Source organism: Allobosea sp. BK604 (assembly GCF_004341515.1).
GTDB lineage: Bacteria > Pseudomonadota > Alphaproteobacteria > Rhizobiales > Beijerinckiaceae > Allobosea.
In genome coordinates this window covers 298,607-317,305 of the sequence record NZ_SLZF01000009.1, presented here as the reverse complement: position 1 = coordinate 317,305, position 18,699 = coordinate 298,607, and the positions used below count along the sequence as shown (strand labels likewise).

Annotated in this window: 18 protein-coding genes; 7 read left to right on the top strand and 11 right to left on the bottom strand. The window is 66.3% G+C overall.

The genetic code is table 11. From position 1 onward, the window contains the following. The first annotated feature begins 4 nt into the window (after positions 1–4). Both EV560_RS26560 and EV560_RS26555 read left to right on the top strand, forming a co-directional pair. Positions 5–2,077 (top strand): AIPR family protein, encoded by a 2,073-nt coding sequence (locus tag EV560_RS26560; RefSeq protein WP_131858843.1) that lies wholly within the window; start codon positions 5–7, stop codon positions 2,075–2,077. A gap of 370 nt (positions 2,078–2,447) precedes the next feature. Further along, a complete protein-coding gene (locus EV560_RS26555; RefSeq protein WP_131858842.1) occupies positions 2,448–4,391 on the top strand; it encodes an AI-2E family transporter in 1,944 nt (647 codons plus the stop codon). A 29-nt stretch (positions 4,392–4,420) separates the two neighbouring features. On the opposite strand, the gene EV560_RS26550 is transcribed toward EV560_RS26555, so the two are convergent. After that, on the bottom strand, positions 4,421–4,675 hold the full coding sequence (locus EV560_RS26550) for a hypothetical protein (RefSeq protein ID WP_131858841.1): 255 nt from the start codon (positions 4,673–4,675) through the stop codon (positions 4,421–4,423). A 383-nt stretch (positions 4,676–5,058) separates the two neighbouring features. Further along, the gene (locus EV560_RS35870; RefSeq protein WP_165923642.1) at positions 5,059–5,199 is read right to left on the bottom strand and encodes a hypothetical protein; all 141 of its coding nucleotides are present in this window, start codon (positions 5,197–5,199) and stop codon (positions 5,059–5,061) included. Positions 5,200–5,456: 257 nt separating this feature from the next. On the opposite strand from EV560_RS35870, the gene EV560_RS26545 reads away from it, so the two are divergent. Both EV560_RS26545 and EV560_RS26540 read left to right on the top strand, forming a co-directional pair. Beyond that, a complete protein-coding gene (locus tag EV560_RS26545) occupies positions 5,457–5,645 on the top strand; it encodes a hypothetical protein (RefSeq protein ID WP_131858840.1) in 189 nt (62 codons plus the stop codon). A gap of 22 nt (positions 5,646–5,667) precedes the next feature. Further along, a complete protein-coding gene (locus tag EV560_RS26540; RefSeq protein WP_131858839.1) occupies positions 5,668–6,264 on the top strand; it encodes a GNAT family N-acetyltransferase in 597 nt (198 codons plus the stop codon). Positions 6,265–6,523: 259 nt separating this feature from the next. Here EV560_RS26540 and EV560_RS26535 read toward each other — a convergent pair whose 3' ends face one another. The 3 genes from EV560_RS26535 to EV560_RS26525 are packed head-to-tail and all read right to left on the bottom strand — an operon-like array spanning position 6,524 to position 9,112. Beyond that, the gene (locus EV560_RS26535) at positions 6,524–6,937 is read right to left on the bottom strand and encodes a Rieske (2Fe-2S) protein (RefSeq protein WP_131858838.1); all 414 of its coding nucleotides are present in this window, start codon (positions 6,935–6,937) and stop codon (positions 6,524–6,526) included. Beyond that, positions 6,934–8,031 (bottom strand): amidohydrolase family protein, encoded by a 1,098-nt coding sequence (locus tag EV560_RS26530; RefSeq protein ID WP_131858837.1) that lies wholly within the window; start codon positions 8,029–8,031, stop codon positions 6,934–6,936. Before EV560_RS26530 ends, EV560_RS26535 begins: the two co-directional genes overlap by 4 nt. 1 nt (position 8,032) lies before the next feature. Beyond that, positions 8,033–9,112 (bottom strand): amidohydrolase family protein, encoded by a 1,080-nt coding sequence (locus EV560_RS26525; RefSeq protein ID WP_131858836.1) that lies wholly within the window; start codon positions 9,110–9,112, stop codon positions 8,033–8,035. A 247-nt stretch (positions 9,113–9,359) separates the two neighbouring features. Between EV560_RS26525 and EV560_RS26520 the strand changes: the two genes are divergently transcribed. Then, positions 9,360–10,994, top strand: coding sequence for an ABC transporter substrate-binding protein (locus EV560_RS26520; RefSeq protein ID WP_131858835.1), 1,635 nt, complete (start codon positions 9,360–9,362; stop codon positions 10,992–10,994). Between the two features lie 27 nt (positions 10,995–11,021). Here EV560_RS26520 and EV560_RS26515 read toward each other — a convergent pair whose 3' ends face one another. Genes EV560_RS26515 through EV560_RS26495 form a run of 5 tightly spaced genes read right to left on the bottom strand, consistent with a single transcriptional unit; the run spans position 11,022 to position 16,178 of the window. Then, complete coding sequence (locus EV560_RS26515; protein ID WP_131858834.1) at positions 11,022–12,248, bottom strand: NAD(P)/FAD-dependent oxidoreductase; 1,227 nt, start codon at positions 12,246–12,248, stop codon at positions 11,022–11,024. Positions 12,249–12,259: 11 nt separating this feature from the next. Beyond that, the gene (locus tag EV560_RS26510; RefSeq protein WP_131858833.1) at positions 12,260–13,279 is read right to left on the bottom strand and encodes an ABC transporter ATP-binding protein; all 1,020 of its coding nucleotides are present in this window, start codon (positions 13,277–13,279) and stop codon (positions 12,260–12,262) included. Beyond that, a complete protein-coding gene (locus tag EV560_RS26505; RefSeq protein ID WP_131858832.1) occupies positions 13,272–14,366 on the bottom strand; it encodes an ABC transporter ATP-binding protein in 1,095 nt (364 codons plus the stop codon). Before EV560_RS26505 ends, EV560_RS26510 begins: the two co-directional genes overlap by 8 nt. Further along, a complete protein-coding gene (locus EV560_RS26500; protein WP_131858831.1) occupies positions 14,347–15,240 on the bottom strand; it encodes an ABC transporter permease in 894 nt (297 codons plus the stop codon). The genes EV560_RS26505 and EV560_RS26500 overlap by 20 nt, the downstream gene beginning before the upstream one ends. Beyond that, entirely contained in the window at positions 15,237–16,178 is a 942-nt protein-coding gene (locus tag EV560_RS26495; protein WP_131858830.1) for an ABC transporter permease, read from the bottom strand. Before EV560_RS26495 ends, EV560_RS26500 begins: the two co-directional genes overlap by 4 nt. Positions 16,179–16,367: 189 nt before the next feature. Here EV560_RS26495 and EV560_RS26490 point away from each other — a divergent pair, with 189 nt between their 5' ends. Continuing rightward, the gene (locus tag EV560_RS26490; protein ID WP_131858829.1) at positions 16,368–16,691 is read left to right on the top strand and encodes a non-heme iron oxygenase ferredoxin subunit; all 324 of its coding nucleotides are present in this window, start codon (positions 16,368–16,370) and stop codon (positions 16,689–16,691) included. Between the two features lie 131 nt (positions 16,692–16,822). Here the strand turns inward: EV560_RS26490 and EV560_RS26485 are convergent, their stop codons facing one another. Next, positions 16,823–17,632, bottom strand: a complete 810-nt coding sequence (locus tag EV560_RS26485; protein WP_165923641.1) for an IclR family transcriptional regulator — start codon at positions 17,630–17,632, stop codon at positions 16,823–16,825. A 168-nt stretch (positions 17,633–17,800) separates the two neighbouring features. Between EV560_RS26485 and EV560_RS26480 the strand changes: the two genes are divergently transcribed. Beyond that, positions 17,801–18,697 carry an enoyl-CoA hydratase/isomerase family protein gene (locus EV560_RS26480; RefSeq protein WP_131858827.1) on the top strand — a complete coding sequence of 299 codons (897 nt, stop codon included), beginning with the start codon at positions 17,801–17,803 and terminating at the stop codon, positions 18,695–18,697. The last annotated feature ends 2 nt before the right edge of the window (positions 18,698–18,699 follow it).

Below are 18,699 nucleotides of genomic sequence, written 5' to 3'. Positions count from 1 at the left end.
TTCGATGAGTCTTGCAGAATTTCACGTCGAGTTCTTTCAGGAGATTGCCTCGTTAGCGGGGGCTCACGGCAATTTTAAGCCGGTTGTCTTTTTTGAGAAGATGGCCGAGCACGTTATCGGCACTGGAGAGCTGGAAACTGCGGACTATGTGCCATGGGTTTCCGGCCGCAAGGATGCTCGCGTCGATGGATATGGCGGCGACCCGCGTGAAGCTGACGGAGTTCTGACGCTGATCGTTTCCGATTTTCAGTCTTCTCCCGAACTTGGCCGGTTGAACTCAGGCGACATTGCAAGTCAATTTGAAAAACTTGTCCGATTTATTCGGCAGGCACGAGACTCGAAATTCAGAGCTTCGCTGGAAGAGAGTTCGCCTGCATTCGGCTTGGCAGACACGATCTCAGCCCGATGGGCAAGCTTGACAAAAATACGTCTTGTATTGTTCACGAACCGCGAGCTCCGTGCACGCGTTGACGGTCTGAAGGCGGGCGCGATCGACGGCGTTGAGACTACCTACAATGTCTGGGACATCGCGCGGCTCCACCGGCTAGTTTTGTCTGGCCGTGCACAGGAGGACCGGGACATCGATCTGGTTGACGAGTTCGGTGGCGCCATTCCAGCTCTACGAGCTCATCTGGACAACACCACCTACGAAGCTTTCCTGATGGTCGTTCCCGGGCGTCAGCTTGCGGCAATCTACGATCGGTGGGGCCCAAGACTGCTCGAGCAGAATGTCCGCAGCTTTCTTCAGGCACGCGGAAGCGTGAACAAGGGGATCAGGAAGACAATCGATGCAGATCCAGAGATGTTCTTCGCTTACAACAATGGTCTGACGGCAACCGCGGAAGCCATTGAGACCGAGATGAAGGAGGGCGTGCTGTCCGTTCTTCGGCTAAAGAATCTTCAGATAGTGAACGGCGGACAGACGACAGCTTCAATCCATGCGGCAAGTCGAACAAAGGGCTGCGATCTGTCTCGTGTTTCGGTCCAGATGAAGTTGTCAATTGTTTCGCCGGAAAGGAGCGAAGAGGTCGTCCCGAAGATCTCGGAATTTGCGAACAGCCAGAACAAGGTTAACGCGGCGGATTTCTTCGCAAATCACCCCTTCCATATCGAGATGGAGAAGCTCTCCCGGCGCATCTACGTGCCATCGGTCGACGGCGGGTTCATCCAGACAAAATGGTTTTATGAGAGAGCCCGCGGCCAGTACGCGGACGAGCGCGCCCGTCGTACGGAAGCTCACCGCAAGAAATTCGATGTGGAGTACCCGAAGTCTCAGCTTCTAACAAAGACCGATCTTGCCAAGGTGCTCAGTGTTTGGAGCGGCCAGCCGCATATCGTGGCGCGTGGTGCGCAGAAGAATTTTATTGAGTTCGCCAAGCAGGTTGGCGAGACATGGGAAGCTCGGGAAGACGACTACAACGAAACCTTCTTTCGCGAGAGCGTGGCGAAAGCTATCATTTTCCGTGAGACGGAGAAGATCGTTTCGGAGCAGCCTTGGTATACCGGCGGCGGCTCGCGAGCCCCGATCGTGGCCTACGCCATCGCGAAGTTGGCGCATGATGTGAAGCAGCGCGGCGATGCAATAAACTTCGACCTAGTCTGGCGTATGCAGGATCTTCCTTCTGCGTTGAAGGGAGCCCTCGAGGTCGCCACCGCTGCCGCGAACGAGCTGATCACGCGACCGCCAGTCGTAAGCCAGAGTATCACGGAGTGGGCCAAGCAGCCTGCTTGCTGGAAGCGCGCCCAAGACGTGGAGATTGTATGGCCGGACGATCTTGACGCAGCCCTGATCATGAAAACCGACGCCGATGGCGGGCGGCGGTCCGCTCGCCTGGAACGCAAGATGATCAACGGGATCGAGGCTCAAACCGTCGCGGTCAAGGCAGGGCACGGGTTCTGGGCCAAAGTCTTGGAGTGGGCGCGCGCGAACCATCGAATGTCACCAGCCGATGCAGGCATTCTCCAAGTTCTGGCAACGCCGGGCAGGATCGGCAGTGATAAGCAGTGCCTGCGGGCGCTCGAATTGTTGACGGCGATGAACGAGGCCGGCTGTCGATTGCAGGCTCCGGATAGGTAACCCCGCGTGACCACCGACCGTGCACTGGTTGCAAATCAGGGTGAAACTCGCTGCAGCCCCTGTGATCTGAGGCCTTGGCAATGGCAATGGCAAGGGCACTCGCGATCCCCCGCAGTGCGGGCGGGGGCGGAGCGTTTTCAGCCGATGACGACATAGCCGGCAGGGCGGGATGTTCCCGCGCTCGATGACGTCGCAGCCGGGCGGCACAGGCGGCAGGGACGGTCGATCCCGCCCGCTGACAGCACCCCGAACCAATCCCACCACCCGCTCGACGCATCACTCCCCACATCCCTGAGGAACAAGCGCAAGCCACCGCCGTTCAGACGAGGCCCGAGACCTGTAACCTGGTAAGCGGAGGTGGAGTCCCTGCATGACAAAGCTCGCCGTTCCGCCCTCGCAGCCTGGCAGGCCTGGTCCTGCGCTGTCCACGGCCGGGTTCGGCCCGCTGGCGCTGGTGACGCTGATCGTCTGGACGCTCTATATCGGCCGGGAGGTGTTCGTCCCGGTCGCGCTCGCGGTCCTGCTCAGCTTCGTCCTCGCCCCGGCCATCCGCCTGCTCAGGCGCGTCCGGGTCCCGCGTGCCGTGGCCGTGGTCGGTGTGGTCATCGTCGCCTTCGCGGCGATCGGGCTGCTGGCCCTGCTGATGATGAGCCAGGTCAACCAGCTGGCGGCCGATCTGCCGCGCTACCAGCTGACCATTCGCGACAAGATCACCTCGCTGCGCGGATCGGCGGCCGGAACCAGCGCGCTCGAACGCGCCGCCGGGATGCTGCAGGATCTCGGCAAGGAACTCGACAGGCCGCGCCCCGATCCGGACCAGCCCTCGCTCAAGGAGCCGGCGGATCCCATGGGCCGGCCGATCCCGGTCGAGGTGCGCGAGCCCGATCCCGGCGCCCTGCATACGCTGGCGGCCTTCATCACGCCCCTGATCCAGCCGCTGACCACGACGGGGATCGTCGTCATCTTCGTGATCTTCATCCTGCTGCAGCGCGAGGACCTGCGAAACCGCTTCATCCGGCTCGCCGGCACCCATGACCTGCAGAAGACCACCGCCGCGCTCGATGACGCGGCGGCGCGCCTCAGCCGCCTGTTCCTGACGCAGCTCGCCCTCAATGCCGGGTTCGGCCTGGTGATCGGGCTCGGGCTCTGGGCGATCGGCGTGCCGAGCCCGCTGCTATGGGGGATCCTGACGGCGATCCTGCGCTTCATTCCCTATATCGGGGCGATCATCTCGGCCGCTTTCCCGCTCGCCCTGACGATTGCGGTCGATCCCGGCTGGTCGATGCTGCTCTGGACCGCCGCGCTGTTCCTGATCGCCGAGCCGGTCGCCGCCCATGTCGTCGAACCGCTGGTCTATGGCCGCTCGACCGGGCTCTCGCCGGTCGCCGTGGTCGCGGCGGCGACCTTCTGGACCTGGCTCTGGGGGCCGATCGGGCTCGTGCTGGCGACGCCGCTCACGGTCTGCCTCGTCGTGCTCGGGCGCCATGTCGAGCGGCTCGAATTCCTCGATGTCCTGCTGGGCGACCGACCCGCCTTGTCGCCGCCGGAGATCTTCTATCAGCGCATCCTCGCCGGCGATCCGTCCGAGGCGGCCGACACGGCCGAAGAGGTGCTGAAGGAGCGCTCGCTCTCGAGCTATTACGACGAAGTCGCCCTGGAGGGGCTGCATCTGGCGCGGGTCGACGTGCTGCGCGGGGCGCTCGATGCCGAGCGCCTGAACGTGATTCTGGAGTCTGTTCGCGAAGTGGTCGACGATCTCTCGGATCATGAGGATCGCAAGCCCCAGGGCACAGCCACGCGCGATGCGGAGGCGGCGGCCACAATCGATGCGACCGATGAAGAGGAGGGCGCGGCCGACCTGCCGACACTGACCAGGGAGGAGCTCGGCCCGGCCTTCCAGTCGGAGACGCCGATCCTGTGCATCGCCGGACAGGGACCGCTCGACGAGGCGGCGGCGCTGATGCTCGCGCAATTGCTGACCAAGCACGGGCTCGGCGTGCGCATCGAGGCCGCCGGGGCGCTCTCCACCCAGAACCTGGCCCAGCTCGACACCGAAGGCGCCGCGCTGGGCTGCCTGTGCTATCTCGACGACACCAGCCCGGCGCATATGCGCTACGCCGTGCGCCGCCTGCGCCGGCGCCTGCCCGGCGCCCGCATCGTGCTCAGCTGCCTGAGATCGGATGCAGCCGAGCCCATCGACCTGCAGGACATGATCCGCGTCGATCTGATCGCGACGACCTTGCGCGAAACGGTTCGGCTCTGCCTGGAAGAGGCGCGCGCCGCGACCGGGCAGCCGCTCTCCGCCCGGCAATGAAGCGTCCGGCGGGAAGGCGCCGACCACCCTCACAGTTTTCCAGGCTTGACCTTGGCGGCGACGCGTGTCCGGTCCGGCAGTTTGTCGATCGCCTCGTCGGCACCCTCATCGGTTTTCAGGACGCCCTCGCGAAGAACTTTCGTCGCGGCGACGTCCTTGTCCTTCGAGCGTGTCGGCAAGGGAGCGGTCTCGGGCGTCGCCTCCAGTCCGATATGCTTGGGCTTCTTGCCGCCGGCGCGGGCCGCCGCGGCAAAGGTCGCTAATGTCTCAGGCTGTTTCGCCATGGCGTCCTCCCTTGGATCAGGGAGAACCGGGCGGTTGCGGCCAGGTTCCGGGGAGCGCTCGCCCGCAGGCGCAGATTGTCGCAACGAGCAGCTTTCCCGGCTCAGGGCCTGTGCGATACTGCGGGGAAGCCCGAGGCCGTAACGATGGAGTTCGCCGTGCTGAAACGCGCTTTCGCTTTGATGTTCATTCTTCTCGGGCCAACCGGCTGCGTGACCCAGGATAGCGTTCCCGCCAGAAGGGCCGATGGGCCGGCCTATACGCAGCCAGGTGTCGGTGCGCCCGCGCGTCAGACGGACATGTTCGGGAATGGCCTGCCGATGTGAGGAAGGGCCGCCTGCGACCGCACAATTGGATGATGTGCAGCCGGCGGGCAGCGCCTTTGTCAGCTGTTGCCGCCCATCGGCAGTGGCCTGAATTCGCTGCTTCCGGCGATCGCGCGGGCGGCGTCGACCACGGTCGGGCCGAGCTTCAGCGCGACGTCGGCGCCCTTCCAGTCGGCTGAGGGACTGGAAACTTGTGCCACTGGCACAAGCAGGGCGTTTAGCCTCCGCCATAGGGAACCTCTCTCCCGCCTTCCGGGTTGATTGAAGTCGGGTGGCGGAGGGACTTTCCATGAAATGGGTCACTGCCGTTGGGGCCATCGTTCTCGCCGCTCAGACCAGCTTTGCCTCGGCTCCGTCCGACCGGGCTGCGCTTGATCCCCGAGCCCCAGGAACAGCGACGACAGCCGTCGCTTTGGCGGCACCCGACCATTTGGGGTGCGCGCTCTCGCACGAGCGCATGGACGAGGTCTCGCTCGTGCCGATGTCCTATCCCAGTGCAAGCCTTGGGCGGACTTTGTCGGCGAGCTCTTTGAACGCCATCCGGATTGGCGGTGATCTCCGCGCCGCCGCGACAGGCGAGGGCGTCAGCATGGTCCAGCCGCCGACCCGGCGCATCACCCATATCATTGGACAGGAATTCGAATGATCGGGCCGGTCCCGGTGACCTCATGACATCGATTGCCGTGCGCGCCGCATCCCGCGACGAGGAGGGCGCCGTGTCCGCGGTCATCGCGCTTGCCTTCGCGACCGATCCGATGGCGCGCTGGTCATTGCGGGGCGCGAAGACCTATCTCGCCGTGATGCCCGCGCTGATCTGCGCCTTCGGCGCCGCCGCCTATGACAGCGACAGCGCCGATGTCAGCGAGGATTTCGGCGGCGCGGCGATGTGGCTGCCGCCCGGCGTGGAGCCCGACACCGAGACGCTCGCTCGCCTCATCCGGGACAATGCCGATCCGGCGATCCTGTCCGAGGTCGAGGCGATATTCGATGGCATGGCGCGCTATCATCCTGAGGCGCCGCATTGGTATCTGCCGCTGATCGGCACCGATCCGACGCGGCAGGGCCAGGGCATCGGCAGCGCGCTCATGCGCCACGCGCTCGCGCGCTGCGACCGCGACGGCGCCGCAGCCTATCTGGAATCCTCGAACCCACGGAACATCCCGCTCTACCAGCGGCACGGGTTCGAGATCCTCGGAACCATCCAGGCTGGATCGTCGCCGGTCCTGACGCCGATGCTGCGCCCGCCGCGGCACGCCACAAGCTAGAGCATTTCCGCGTTTCTCCGAATCGCGGAGATGCTCTATCCCTTTGTTTTAACGCATTTTCTTCACGCGAACCGGTACCCACTTCGCTCGAAAATGCTCTAATGGATCGGCCTCCGGGACGTCGATGACGTCCCGATGACCGGCTCAATTGGGCTACCTAGGTCGGGTGCTGGAGTACTGGCGCATTTTCTTCACGCGAACCGGGATCCAATTCGCTCGAAAATGCTCGAGCCAACGCTGAGCCTGGCTCGCGGAGCGCTCAAAGTTCGAGAACGACGTAGTTCTCTTCGACGACGATCGAGAATGTCTCGGCGATATACGGCCCCTTGACCACGCTGGCGCCGTCCTCGATCTCGATCTTGTAGCTCTTGGCCTGGATCTTCGAGGGGTCGCAATAGGACTGGCCGGTTCGAATGTCGAACTCCCAGCCATGCCAGGGGCAGCGCAGGATCTCGCCCTCGCGCTCGAACTTGTAGCAGCCGGGCTCCGAGGAGGCCACGAGCCCGGTGAGGGTGCCGTGGAACAGGCTCGCCTGCTGGTGCGGGCAGCGATTGAGCAGCGCGAAATACTCGCCCTCGATATTGAAGACGACGATCGGCCTGCCCTTGACGGTGATCAGCCTGCGCGTCCCCGGAGGAAAATCATCGACCGACGAAACGACGTGCCGGCTCATCGACCATAGACCTCGCGCGCGTTGTTGCGGAAGAAGTTGCGGCGGTTCTCGTCCGAGATCCTCAGCGCCAGCGAATGCGCCGGGTCGTCATAGTCCCAGTGCGGATAGTCGGTGGCGAAGAGCAGCCGGTCCCAGCCGATCCAGTCCATCGTGTCGAGGAGCTGCTCGCGCGGCTGCGGCTCCTCCATCGGCTGGCTGGTGATCCAGATATGGTCGCGGATGTATTCGGACGGCTTCCGGGTCAGCGCCGGCGTCTCCGCCTTCAGCGTCTTCCAGAGCTTGTCGAGGCGCCAGCCGAGCGCCGGGAGCCAGGCGAAGCCGGCCTCGATCAGCACGACGCGCAGCTTCGGGAACCGGGCGAAGACGCCTTCGACGATCAGGCTGGTCAGCAGCGCCTGGCAGGCCGGGGAGTGCCCGACCATCTCCTCGATATAGTAGGACGGCCAGCCGCCGCCGGTGATCGGATAGCCGCCGAAGCCGAAGGCATGGATGCCGATCGGCAGGCCGTGGCGCTCGGCCGCCTCGTAGATCGGCCAGTAGCGCCGCCGTCCCAGCGGTTCGGCGGTCCGGCTGAGCAGCATCACCTGGGCGAAGCGCTCGTCGCCGGCCCGCCGCTCGATCTCGGCGACGGCTGCCGGCGCATCCTCATAGGAGACGATGATCGAGGCCTTGAGCCGCGGATCCTTCGCGGTCCATTCCTCGATCAGCCAGTCATTGACCGCCGTGCAATAGGCCGCTGCGCATTCGAGGTTCTGGAAGCCCTGGCCGTTGGCTCCGGTTGCGTTGAGGATGCCGAGCTCGATATTGTTGGCATCCAGCAGGTCGCGCTTCAGCAGGTTGAAGTCGCTCCCCGGCTTGCCGCCATCCTCCGGCCAGGCATCGTTGCGATAGCCCGAGGCATTGCCCTTGGGGTAGGGCGTGCCGGTCTGCCAGCCATGGCGATGGCTCAGCCCGAAGGTCTCGATATGCTCCTGCCAGCGCCGCGACAGGTAGGGGTAGAGATCCTTGGGCTTGTTCCAGATCGGGTGGATGTCGCAATCGGCGATCATCGCCGCCTGCGGCTTCTGCACGGCGCTGGGGTTCTGGGCGTTCATGTCATGGCTCCCCGAGGCGCGGATAGGTATCCATGGGATTGTCGACGAGGATCCGCTGCAGCGACTGCGCCGGCAAGCCCGCCGGGATCGCCTCGTCGCCGTCGAACTGCCAATGCGGATAGTCGCTGGAGAAGAGCAGCATCTTGTCGCTGTCGACATGGCGCAGCAGCGCCTCGAGATCGGCGGCGGTGGGCGGCGCGTCCAGGGGCTGGAGCGTGAAGCGGACCCGTTCGCGCACGAGCTCCGTCGGCGAGACGTTGACCCAGGGCACCTCCAGGCGCAGGCCGCGCCAGAATTTCGTCAAGCGCCAGAGATAGCCCGGCAGCCAGGTGAAGCCGGATTCGAGCAGGACGACCGTCAGGTCCGGGAATTTCTGGAAGACCCCCTCGGTGATCAGGCTGGTGAGCTGGTTCTGCAGGGCGAGCGATTGTGCCGCATAATCCTCGGTGAAATAGGACGGCCAGCCGGTCGGCGTCACCGGATGGCGATAGCTGCTGCCGGGATGGATGCCGAGCGGCAGGCCATGGCGGGCGGCGGCGGCATAGATAGGCCAGAAATGCCGCCGTCCCAGCGGGGTCTCGCCCAGGGCCATCACCAGCACCTGCACGAAACGCCGGTCGCTGGCGCAGCGCTCGATCTCGGCGACGGCCATGTCGACATTCTGCAAGGGCACGACGATGGAGGCGCGCAGCCGCTCGTCCCGGTCGAGCCATTCATGCCGGACCCAGTCGTTCAGCGCGCTGGTGAAGGCGGCCGCCATATCCTCGCTGAACAGCAGGTGGACGCCGTAGAGCGGGTTCAGGATCGCGGTGCGGATCTGCCAGGGATCGAGGATATGCTCGCGCATCTGCGCGACGCTTGACGCGGGTTTGCCGCTGGCCGGGCGCCAGTCGCTGCGGGCCGAGAGCGGGGCATTCGGCGGGTAGCTGATCGTCTCGAGATCGCCCATGCCGCGCTGGACGACCTGATCGCGCCAGTGATTGTTGAGATAGGGAAACAGCGCCCGCAGGTCCGGCACCGCCGGATGCACGTCGCAATCGATCGCGCCTGGAGGGATGAGGCTCGGAGGAATGAGGCTCATGGCGTCGTGCAACCCATCGCGTATCGATCTCCCCCATGCGGCCACCGCTGAAGCCGGCCGCCCCCATCCCGTTCTCGACGATCGACGCTGACGTGCCGCGAAGGCAGGCGGCTGCCTGCGAAATTGCGCGGAATCGTCGGCAGCATCGCCGGAGTACGTTGACCCTGATTACCCGGACTGTATAAAATCGACAATACACAACAACTGCATAAAATCGACAACCGCAAAATCGGAAGGGGGACTTGCGATGACCTACGGATCGGACCGATCGGCAGGAGGGCAGGCGTATGCCGGACACGCGGATGCAGGAGGAGCAGTCGGCGCGCGACCTGCGCTGGGCGCGATCGCGGGGCGGGCCCTCAAGGGCTTCGCGGCCGCGTCGCTGATCCTGGCCTGCCTGTCGCCCGCCCGCGCGGCGGATACGCCCGTCCGGGGCGGCACGCTGAACATCATGGTCGAGCGCGACGTGAAGAGCCTCGATCCGCTGTTCGGCAACAGCGTCAGCATCGACCGCAAGGTGTTCAACCTCTATGCGGAGAGCCTGCTGCTGCTCGACGCCAAGGGTGACCTGGTCCCGAACCTGGCCGAAAGCTGGGAATATGCCGATGGCGGCAAGACCATCCTGTTCAAGATCCGCCAGGGCATCTCGTTCCAGGACGGCACGCCGTTGAACGCCGCGGCCGTCAAGTTCAACCTCGACCGCTTGCTCGATCCGGCCTGGAACGTGCCGCTCAAGACCTATGTCGCCGATATGCGCGCGGTCGAGCTGGTCGACGACTACACGGTCCGCGTCAGGCTCGAGCAGCCCAACGCGCCGTTCCTCTCGATGATGGCGGCGGAGCCGGGCTCGATCCTGTCGCCCACGGCGCTGAAGGAACGCGGCGAGGAATTCGGGCGGCGGCCGGTCGGCACCGGGCCCTTCGTCATCGTCTCGCGCACCAATAACGAGATCGTCGCCAAGCGCTTCGACGGATACTGGCAGAAGGCGCCCGACGGCAAGCCGCTGCCCTATCTCGACGGCGTGAAGCTGCTGGTCAATCCCAGCGAGTCGATCCGGCTCATCCAGCTGCGCTCGGGCGCGGCCAGCCTGACCGATGCGGTGGCGCCGCGCTCGATCGTCCAGGTCAAGAGCGACGCCAATCTCGTGGTCCTCGACGATGCCCGCCTCGGCGTCAGCCGCTTCCTGAACTTCAACGTCACGCGGCCGCCCTTCGACAATATCGAGCTGCGCCAGGCCGTCGCCCTGGCGATCAACCGCGCCGCCATGGCGAACGCCCTCTCGCCCGGCACCGGCATCGCGCTGGTCGGCGTCGAGCCGCCGGGAAGCCGCATGTATGATGCCAGCCTGAAGGGCCACGGCTTCGACCGTGCCAAGGCCCGCGAGCAGCTCGCCAAGCTCGCGCCGAAGGAGCCGCTGACGCTCTCGGTGATCCAGCGCGACTACGACATCCAGATCGCCCAGCTGGTGCAGGCGATGCTCAAGGATGTCGGAGTCGAGATCAAGGTCGAGGTTCTGGAGCGCCAGTCCTGGATCCAGAAGATCTTCGCCTATAACTACGACTTCAGCATCTCGCAGGATGCGCTGCAGCGGCCCGATCCGGACCAGTTCTACGCGAACAATTACAGCCGCAAGGCCGCCAACAACTATAGCGGCTTCAAGAACGACGCCGTCTTCGACATGGTCGACAAGGCGCGGGTCGAGCTCGACTGGGACAAGCGCAAGGCGCTCTACGGAACGATCCTGCAGCAGCTCCTGGACAATACCTACCAGACGCCGCTCTACTGGAGCCCGACGGCGGAGATCGCCTCGAAGAAGGTCCAGGGCATCAAGCGCGAGGGCACCATGGTCTGGCTCTACCAGACGATGTGGCTCGCGCCCTGAGCGGACGGAGGGAGCTTTCGGGCTCCCTCACGCCTTTCCGGTCGCGAGCGCCTGCAGCGGAAGCGCCGGATCGGCGAGGCGCTCCGGCGCGATGACGACGCCCGAGCGGACGAGCGCGGTCGCGGCCCGAAAGTCGCGCGGGTTGCCGGCGACGCTGGCCGCGATCACCGCCCCGCTCTCGGCCAGATGAAGCTCCGTCAGGCTCTTGCCGTCGGCCTGGGGCCGCAGGATGTGGCGGGCCGCCTCCGTCGGGAAGCCGAGCACCTGCAGGTTGACGCCGTGCTGCTCGGTCCAGAACGACGGGATGCCGTCATAGACCTCGTCGGCGCCGGCCATGGCCTTGCCCACGGCCAGCCCGTGATCCTGCGCGTGCCGCCAGGTTTCCAGCCGGATCCGGCGCTCGTAGGCCGGGTGCAGGAAGGCGGCGACGTCGCCGGCCGCGAAGATCGCCGGGTCGCTCGAGCGCCCGCTCGCATCGACGCAGATGCCGTCATCCGTGACGAGGCCGGCTTCCGCGGCGATGGCATCGTTGCGGACCATGCCGATGCCGGCGACGACGACGTCGCAGGAGATCGCTTCCCCGCTGGCACAGGACACGACGAAGCCGCCCTGCGCGAGGCGGCCGATCTCCAGCGGCCGCTCGCCGAAGCGCAGATCCACGCCGGCATCCCGGTGAAGCGCAACGAGGAAGGCCGAGCCGGCCGCCGAGAGTGCCCGCAGCATCGGCGCGGCGGCGGGCTCGATCACGGTCACCTCCGCGCCGCGCTTGCGCGCCGCCGCAGCGACCTCGAGCCCGATGACGCCGGCGCCGATGCACAGCACCTTGCCGGCCCGCTCCAGCACGGCCCGCAGATGGCGCGCCTCGGCGGCGGTGCGCAGGTAGAGGGCGTGTTCCGCGCCGGGGATGGCGAGCCGCCTCGCCGTGCCGCCGGTCGCGAGCAGCAGCTTGTCATAGGCGAGCTGCGTGCCGTCGGCGAGCTGCAGGCGCGCCTTGTCCCGGTCGATGCCAGCCACCCCATGGCCCAGCATGAGCGTGACATCGGCATCGGCATAGCGTTCGGCCGTGTGGAAATGGCGCAGCGGCGGCTCGTCTGCATCGACCAGCATGGCCTTGCTCAGGGGAGGGCGCTCATAGGGCCGGTCGGGCTCGTCGCCGACGAGCAGGATGCGCCCGTCGAAGCCGGCCTGGCGCAGACCGATCGCGGCCCAGGCGCCGGCCTGGCCGGCGCCGACGATGACGATGCTGGAACTCACGCGGGTCTCCCTCACGCCAGGATCGAGGCAGCCGCCTCGTCGCGGATGCAGGCGGAGAACCGGCCCTCTCCGACGGCCCTGAGCGCGGGCACCTGCTCGGCGCAGGCGGGCAGGGCGACCGGGCAGCGCGTCCGGAACACGCAGCCGGATGGCGGATCGATCGGGCTCGGGATCTCGCCGGTCAGGGCGATGCGGCGGCGCTTCAGCTCCGGATCGGGGATCGGGATCGAGGAGAGCAGCGCGATCGTATAGGGATGGTGCGGTGCGGCGAAGAGCGCTTCGGTCGGAGCGATCTCCATGACGCGGCCGAGATAGAGCACGACCACGCTGTCGGCGATGTTCTGGACGACCGCCATGTTGTGGCTGATGAACAGCATCGACAGGCCGAAGGCCGCGCGCAGGTCCATCAGCACGTTGAGGATCTGCGCCTGGTTGGAGACGTCCAGCGCCGAGACCGCCTCGTCGGCGACCACGAGCGCCGGCTCGACCGCGAGCGCGCGGGCAATGCCGACACGCTGCCTCTGGCCACCCGACAATTCGTGCGGATAGCGCGTCGCGAACGAGACCGGCAGGCCGACGAGCTCGAGCAGGCGCTCGACCCGCGCATAGCGGTCCTCCCGGCCCGAGCCGATATCATGCACCACGAGGGCTTCGGCCAGGATGTCGCGGATCCGGAAATAGGGGTTCAGCGACGAGAACGGATCCTGGAAGATCATCTGCATGCGCCGCCGCATCCGGCGCAGCTCGCCGCGCGACAGCGTGTTCAGGTCGACGCCGTCGAAGACGACGCGTCCGCCGCTCGCGTCGAGCAGGCGCAGGACCAGCTTGCCGATCGTGCTCTTGCCCGAGCCGGATTCACCGACCAGGCCGACGACCTCGCCGCGCCGCATGGTGAAGCTGACATCCTCCACCGCCTTCAGCAGGGCGGCCTTGCCGACCCCGCCGGCGGCCGTGACCGGAAAGGACTTGCGGAGGTTCTCGATCGCGAGGATGACGTCCTGCGCCGCCGGCGCCGTGGCTTGATCAAGCATGCGGGGCCGTTTCGATCGAACGCCATTTGACGCAGCGTATGCTGCCGCCATCGGGCAGCGCCTCGAGCGGCGGCGGCGCGGCATCGCAGATTCCGACCTCCGCATGGGCGCAGCGCGGCATGAACCGGCAGGCCGGCGGCCGCCGGCCGGGCTCGGGGATCTGGCCCGGGATCGTGAAGAAGCGCGCCTGGCCGCGCTCGGGCCGGTCGAGCCGCGGCACCGAGGCGATCAGCCCGCGCGTATAGGGATGCTTCGGCCGCTTCAGGATCTCGACGACGCTGCCTTCCTCGACGACCTGGCCGGCATACATCACGAGGACGCGGTGGGCGACTTCCGCGATCACGCCGAGATCATGCGTGATGAACAGCGTCGCCATTTGCGAGCTGTCCTGCAGCGAGCGGAACAGCTCGATGATCTGCGCCTGGATGGTGACGTCGAGCGCCGTCGTCGGCTCGTCCGCGATCAGGATCGAGGGCTCGCAGGACAGCGCCATCGCGATCATGACGCGCTGGCGCATGCCGCCCGAGAGCTCGTGCGGATAGGCGCCGAGCCGCTGGCGCGGCTGCGGGATGCCGACGCGCGCCAGCATCTCCGCCGCCCGCTCGAGCGCCTCGGCGCGGCCCGCGCCGCGATGCAGGAAGACCGCCTCGGCGATCTGGTCGCCGACCGTATGCAACGGATTGAGGCTGGTCATCGGCTCCTGGAAGATCATGGCGATCTCGTCGCCGCGAATATCGGGCAGCTGCGTGCGCGGCAGCTTCACCAGATCGCTCCAGGCGCCGCTGCGCCGGCGCAGCATGATCTCGCCGGAGGCGACGCGGCCGGTGCCGGCCGCCAGCAGGCCCATGATCGCCAGGCTCGTCACCGACTTGCCGCAGCCGGACTCGCCGACGATGCCCACCGTCTGTGCCGGCCGGAGGGTGAAGGAGACATCGTCGACGGCGATGATGCGGCCGCGATCGGTCGCGAACTCGACGCGCAGATCCTGCACGCGCAGCAGGGGCGGCGTGGCGGCCGCGTCTGCGCGCCCCTCCGCGTCGGTGACGGTGGCCGGCACCGCGTCAGCGTTATTCGGATAGGCGAGCATCGAGCGCGTCCCTCAATCCGTCACCCAGGAAATTCAGCGCGAGCACCATGATGCAGATGGCCGCGCCCGGAAAAACGCTCATCCACCAGGCGTTCCAGTACTGCATCGACGTCGTCAGCATGCCGCCCCAGCTCGGGGTCGGCGGCTGGACGCCGAGGCCGAGGAAGGCCAGCGATGCCTCGGTGATCAGCGCCGCCGAGCCGCGCAGCGAGGCGTAGACGATGACGTTGCCGGCGACCTTCGGCCAGATGTGGTGGACCATGATCCTGACATCCGAAGCCCCCAGCGCGCGGGCCGCGACGACGAAATCGAGATTGCGCGCCGACAGCACCTGTCCCCGCACCAGCCGCGCGAAGCCGGGAATGTTGACGATGGTGATCGCGATCATCGCATTGGTCAGGCCGGGCCCGAGGATCGCGATGACGCCGAGCGCCAGGACGAGCATGGGGAAGGCCAGCATGCCGTCGACGATGCGCATCAGGACATGGTCGAGCCGGCCGCCGACATAGCCCGAGATCATGCCCACGGCCGAGCCGACGATGACCGAGCCGACCACCGAGACGGTGATCACCTGGAACGAGACCTGGGCCCCATAGATGATCCGCGACAGCACATCGCGGCCGACATCGTCCGTGCCGAGCCAGTGCCGCCAGGACGGGGCGGCGAGGAAATCCTCGTAGAACACCGTGGTCGGATCATAGGGCGCCAGAAGCGGCGCGGCGATCGCGACAAGCGACATGAAGACCAGCACCGCGAGCCCGCTGCGGCCGAGCTTGTGGCGCAGGAGCTTGCGGAAGGCCTGCCCGTAGACGCTGATCGATTGTGATGGCGAGGCATCCGCGTCGCCGGGGCCGCGGGCGATCACGCTGCTCATCGGCTGATCCGCTTGTCGAGGACGAAATAGCTCAGGTCGGTGAGCAGGTTGACGACCAGGATGCTGAAGACGATGACGAGGATCGCGCCCTGGATCGACGGGAAGTCGCGCTGGAAGATGCCCTCGACGATCATGCGGCCGAGGCCGGAGAGGGAGAACACCGTCTCCGTGACCACGGCCCCGCCGAGCAGCGTGCCGATCTGCAGGCCGATCACCGTGATCACCGGCAGGAGCGCGTTGCGCAGGCCATGATGGAGCACGACGCGCGGCTCACGCGCGCCCTTGGCCCGCGCCGTGCGGATATAGTCGGCGGAGAGGACTTCCAGCATCGAGGTCCGGGTCTGGCGCATGATCAGCGCCGCGAGCCCGCTGCCCAGCGTGATCGCCGGAAGCAGCATGGCTTTCAGGTTCGCGACCGGGTCGACGAAGAACGGCACGTATCCGGATGAGGGCAGCCAGCCCAGATGGACCGAGAAGACCATGATCAGCAGGATGCCGGCCCAGAAATAGGGGATGGCGAGCCCGGTCATCGCGGTCAGGCTGGCGGCGACGTCGATCCAGGTGTTGCGCTTGACCGCGGCGACCACGCCGGCCGGAATGCCGACGAGCACGCCGAAGATCACCGACAGGATCGACAGTTCCACCGTCACCGGCGTGCGGTTGCGGATCATCTGCGCGACCGGCTCCTGCGTGGAGAGCGAGGCGCCGAAATCGCCCGACAGCATCCGCCCCAGCCAGCGCAGATATTGCTCCGGGATCGAGCGATCGAGCCCCATCTGCTGGCGCAGCGCCAGGCGCTGGGCCTGGGTCGACTGCTCGCCGAGAATGGTCACGGCCGGATCGCCCGGCAGCAGCAGCGTCGCGGAGAAAACCAGGAAGGAGACGACGACCGCGACGGGCAGCATCTGGATGAATCGGGAAATCAGATACCGCCGCATCTACGCGCCCAAGCCCCTCGCCCCAGGCCCTTGTCTCGGCGCCTGCCAATCATGTCGCGTCGTGACCGACGCCGATTTTTTCTATTGTCTATTTTATACAAAATGACTAGGAACGGGTCAAGGCGGGACGGCGCGCCCGGCGGTGGCGGCCCAGGGTCGGCGGCAGCGGGATCGGCAAGAGGAAGGTTCATGCGGGACGGCGACGGATTTGTGCGCATCGCATCCACCACCGACGTTCCCGAGAACAGCGTCATCGGCCTGAGGGTGGGCGAGCAGGACATCGCCCTGTTCCATCTCGAGAACGGCGAGTTCCGCGCCACCGACAATATCTGCACGCACGAATACGCGCTGATGTCGGAAGGCTGGCTCGAGGATTGCGTCATCGAATGCCCGCTGCATGCCGGGCGTTTCGATGTCAGGACCGGCAAGGGGCTGTGCGCGCCGATCGAGCGCGATCTGCCGGTCTTCGAGGTCAGGATTTCAGGCACGGACGTGTTCGTGAAACTGCCCTGACGCAGCGGTCGATCGTCCGCGCCGGCGCGTCTTCATCTCCCTCGAGCATCGGCCCGGATACGATATCCGGTCCGATGATCCAGGCGGCGCGTGCTTTCAGCGCAATGACGGGCGCGGCCTTTGGCCTGGCGTCAGGTGTTGCCCATCGGCAGCGGCCTGAACTCGCTGCTTCCGGCGATCGCGCGCGCGGCGTCGACCACGGTCGGGCCGAGCTTCAGCGCGACGTCGGCGCCCTTCCAGTCGGCTGAGGAGACGGAGAGGTTGATCGCCGCGGTGCTGCTGCCATCGGCCTTGCGCACGGGTGCCGCGATCGAGACGTCGCCGATCGTGGTCTCCTGCTCGGTCACCGCAAAGCCCTGCATGCGGGCCTTGTGCACCTCGGCCATGATCTCGTCGGTCGTGGTCTTCGTGTACTTGGTATAGGCGACGAGCTTCGAGCGCCCGAGCAGGGCCATGACGTCGTCATCCGACATGGTGGAGAGGATCGCCCGCCCGCTCGCCGTGCAGAAGGCCGGCCGGCGCATGCCGAGGACGACATCCACCGTCACCACCTGGCGGCCGGGATAGCGCACGACATACATCACGTCGGTGTCGTCGAGCACGGTCATGTTCACCGTGGCATCGAGCACCTTGTTGAGCTCGTAGAGCTGATGGCGCGCGCGCGCGACCAGCGGGTCCGTGCGCAGATAGATCATGCCGAGGCTCATCACCTTCGGCGAGATGGTGTAGCGGCGCGCCTCGGCGTCCTTGTGCAGGTAGCCGAGCGCCGCCAGCGTGTAGGTGAAGCGCTGCGCCGTGCTCTTGTCGAGCCCGGTCAGTTCCGAGATCTCGGTCAGGCTCAGGCTGCGCTCGCGGGCCTCGAAGGCGCGCAGGATCTGGAAGGCCTTCTCAACCGAGGAGACGAACCACCCCGGCTCCTTCGCAGCCTTGCTTTCACGCATGATCGCCTCTGCTCTCCCGGCCCTTTTGCCTGTCGCTGGTAGCCGCGCCATCGCCGCGATGCAAACCGAAATATGCGCTTGACATGCGCACCATGATTGGAATGATATCGCATAGAGATACTAGTGCTTGCAATGCGTTCTCTCTGACCTCTCCGGATCGGATACGCCATGACCAGTCCAGCATCGACCAATCCAGCCGCAGCCCCCGTCGTCGGCAATGCCGGCGCCCATGTCGATCAGGTCTCCGATCCACGGCTCGGCTACGAGGTTGCCGACGGCATCTGCACGATCAGCATCCGGCGCCCGGACAAGCTGAATGCGCTGCTGCCGGACATGATCCTGGTCATGTCCGATCTGATCGAGCGCGCCCGCCGCGATGACAAGGTCCGCGTCGTCGTGCTGCGCGGCGAGGGCACCAGCTTCTGCGCCGGCGACGACCTCCATCCGGAAGATCGCTTCAAATATGGCCCGCCGGACCTGCATACCCGGCTCAAGATGGGCTATCCGCGCCTCGTCAACGACCTCATGCAGCTGCGCAAGCCGGTCGTCGCGATGATGCGCGGCTATGCCTGCGGGGCCGGCTTCGACATCGCGCTCGCCTGCGACTTCCGCATCGCGGCCCCGGACACGCGCATGGCCGCGATCTATGTCAGGCGCGGCCTCGGCGGCGGCGCCACCTATCTGCTGCCGCGCTTCGTCGGCCTCGGCAAGGCAACCGAGCTGCTCCTGCTCGGCAGCTGGATCGAGGCGGAGGAAGCCCTGCGCCTCAACCTTTTGACCCGCGTCGTGCCGGAGGATCAGCTGGAGGCGGAGACCTATGCGCTCGCCGCCAAGCTCGCGAAGGGGCCGACCCAGGCTATCGGCGCGATCAAGAACGCCCGCAACCAGGGCCTCGGCCTCGACCCGGTGAAGGGGCTCGAGGCCCAGATCCTCTGCAATGTCGAGCTGATGTTCCACCGCGACGCGCGCGAGGGACCGCGCGCCTTCCTGGAGCGGCGCGAGCCGAACTTCACGGCCGAATGGATCGACCTGCAGTACGACGGCTTCGATCCCGACTACAAATAGGA

Bases quoted from the DNA above. Each gene is read 5' to 3' on its own strand.
- EV560_RS26490 (WP_131858829.1), top strand. From the start codon at position 16,368: ATGCGGGACGGCGACGGATTTGTGCGCATCGCATCCACCACCGACGTT.
- EV560_RS26510 (WP_131858833.1), bottom strand. From the start codon at position 13,279: ATGCTTGATCAAGCCACGGCGCCGGCGGCGCAGGACGTCATCCTCGCG.
- EV560_RS26535 (WP_131858838.1), bottom strand. From the start codon at position 6,937: ATGAGCCGGCACGTCGTTTCGTCGGTCGATGATTTTCCTCCGGGGACG.
- EV560_RS26520 (WP_131858835.1), top strand. From the start codon at position 9,360: ATGACCTACGGATCGGACCGATCGGCAGGAGGGCAGGCGTATGCCGGA.
- EV560_RS26495 (WP_131858830.1), bottom strand. From the start codon at position 16,178: ATGCGGCGGTATCTGATTTCCCGATTCATCCAGATGCTGCCCGTCGCG.
- EV560_RS26550 (WP_131858841.1), bottom strand. From the start codon at position 4,675: ATGGCGAAACAGCCTGAGACATTAGCGACCTTTGCCGCGGCGGCCCGC.
- EV560_RS26555 (WP_131858842.1), top strand. From the start codon at position 2,448: ATGACAAAGCTCGCCGTTCCGCCCTCGCAGCCTGGCAGGCCTGGTCCT.
- EV560_RS26500 (WP_131858831.1), bottom strand. From the start codon at position 15,240: ATGAGCAGCGTGATCGCCCGCGGCCCCGGCGACGCGGATGCCTCGCCA.
- EV560_RS26480 (WP_131858827.1), top strand. From the start codon at position 17,801: ATGACCAGTCCAGCATCGACCAATCCAGCCGCAGCCCCCGTCGTCGGC.
- EV560_RS26505 (WP_131858832.1), bottom strand. From the start codon at position 14,366: ATGCTCGCCTATCCGAATAACGCTGACGCGGTGCCGGCCACCGTCACC.
- EV560_RS26530 (WP_131858837.1), bottom strand. From the start codon at position 8,031: ATGAACGCCCAGAACCCCAGCGCCGTGCAGAAGCCGCAGGCGGCGATG.
- EV560_RS26485 (WP_165923641.1), bottom strand. From the start codon at position 17,632: ATGCGTGAAAGCAAGGCTGCGAAGGAGCCGGGGTGGTTCGTCTCCTCG.
- EV560_RS26540 (WP_131858839.1), top strand. From the start codon at position 5,668: ATGACATCGATTGCCGTGCGCGCCGCATCCCGCGACGAGGAGGGCGCC.
- EV560_RS26525 (WP_131858836.1), bottom strand. From the start codon at position 9,112: ATGAGCCTCATTCCTCCGAGCCTCATCCCTCCAGGCGCGATCGATTGC.
- EV560_RS26545 (WP_131858840.1), top strand. From the start codon at position 5,457: ATGGACGAGGTCTCGCTCGTGCCGATGTCCTATCCCAGTGCAAGCCTT.
- EV560_RS26560 (WP_131858843.1), top strand. From the start codon at position 5: ATGAGTCTTGCAGAATTTCACGTCGAGTTCTTTCAGGAGATTGCCTCG.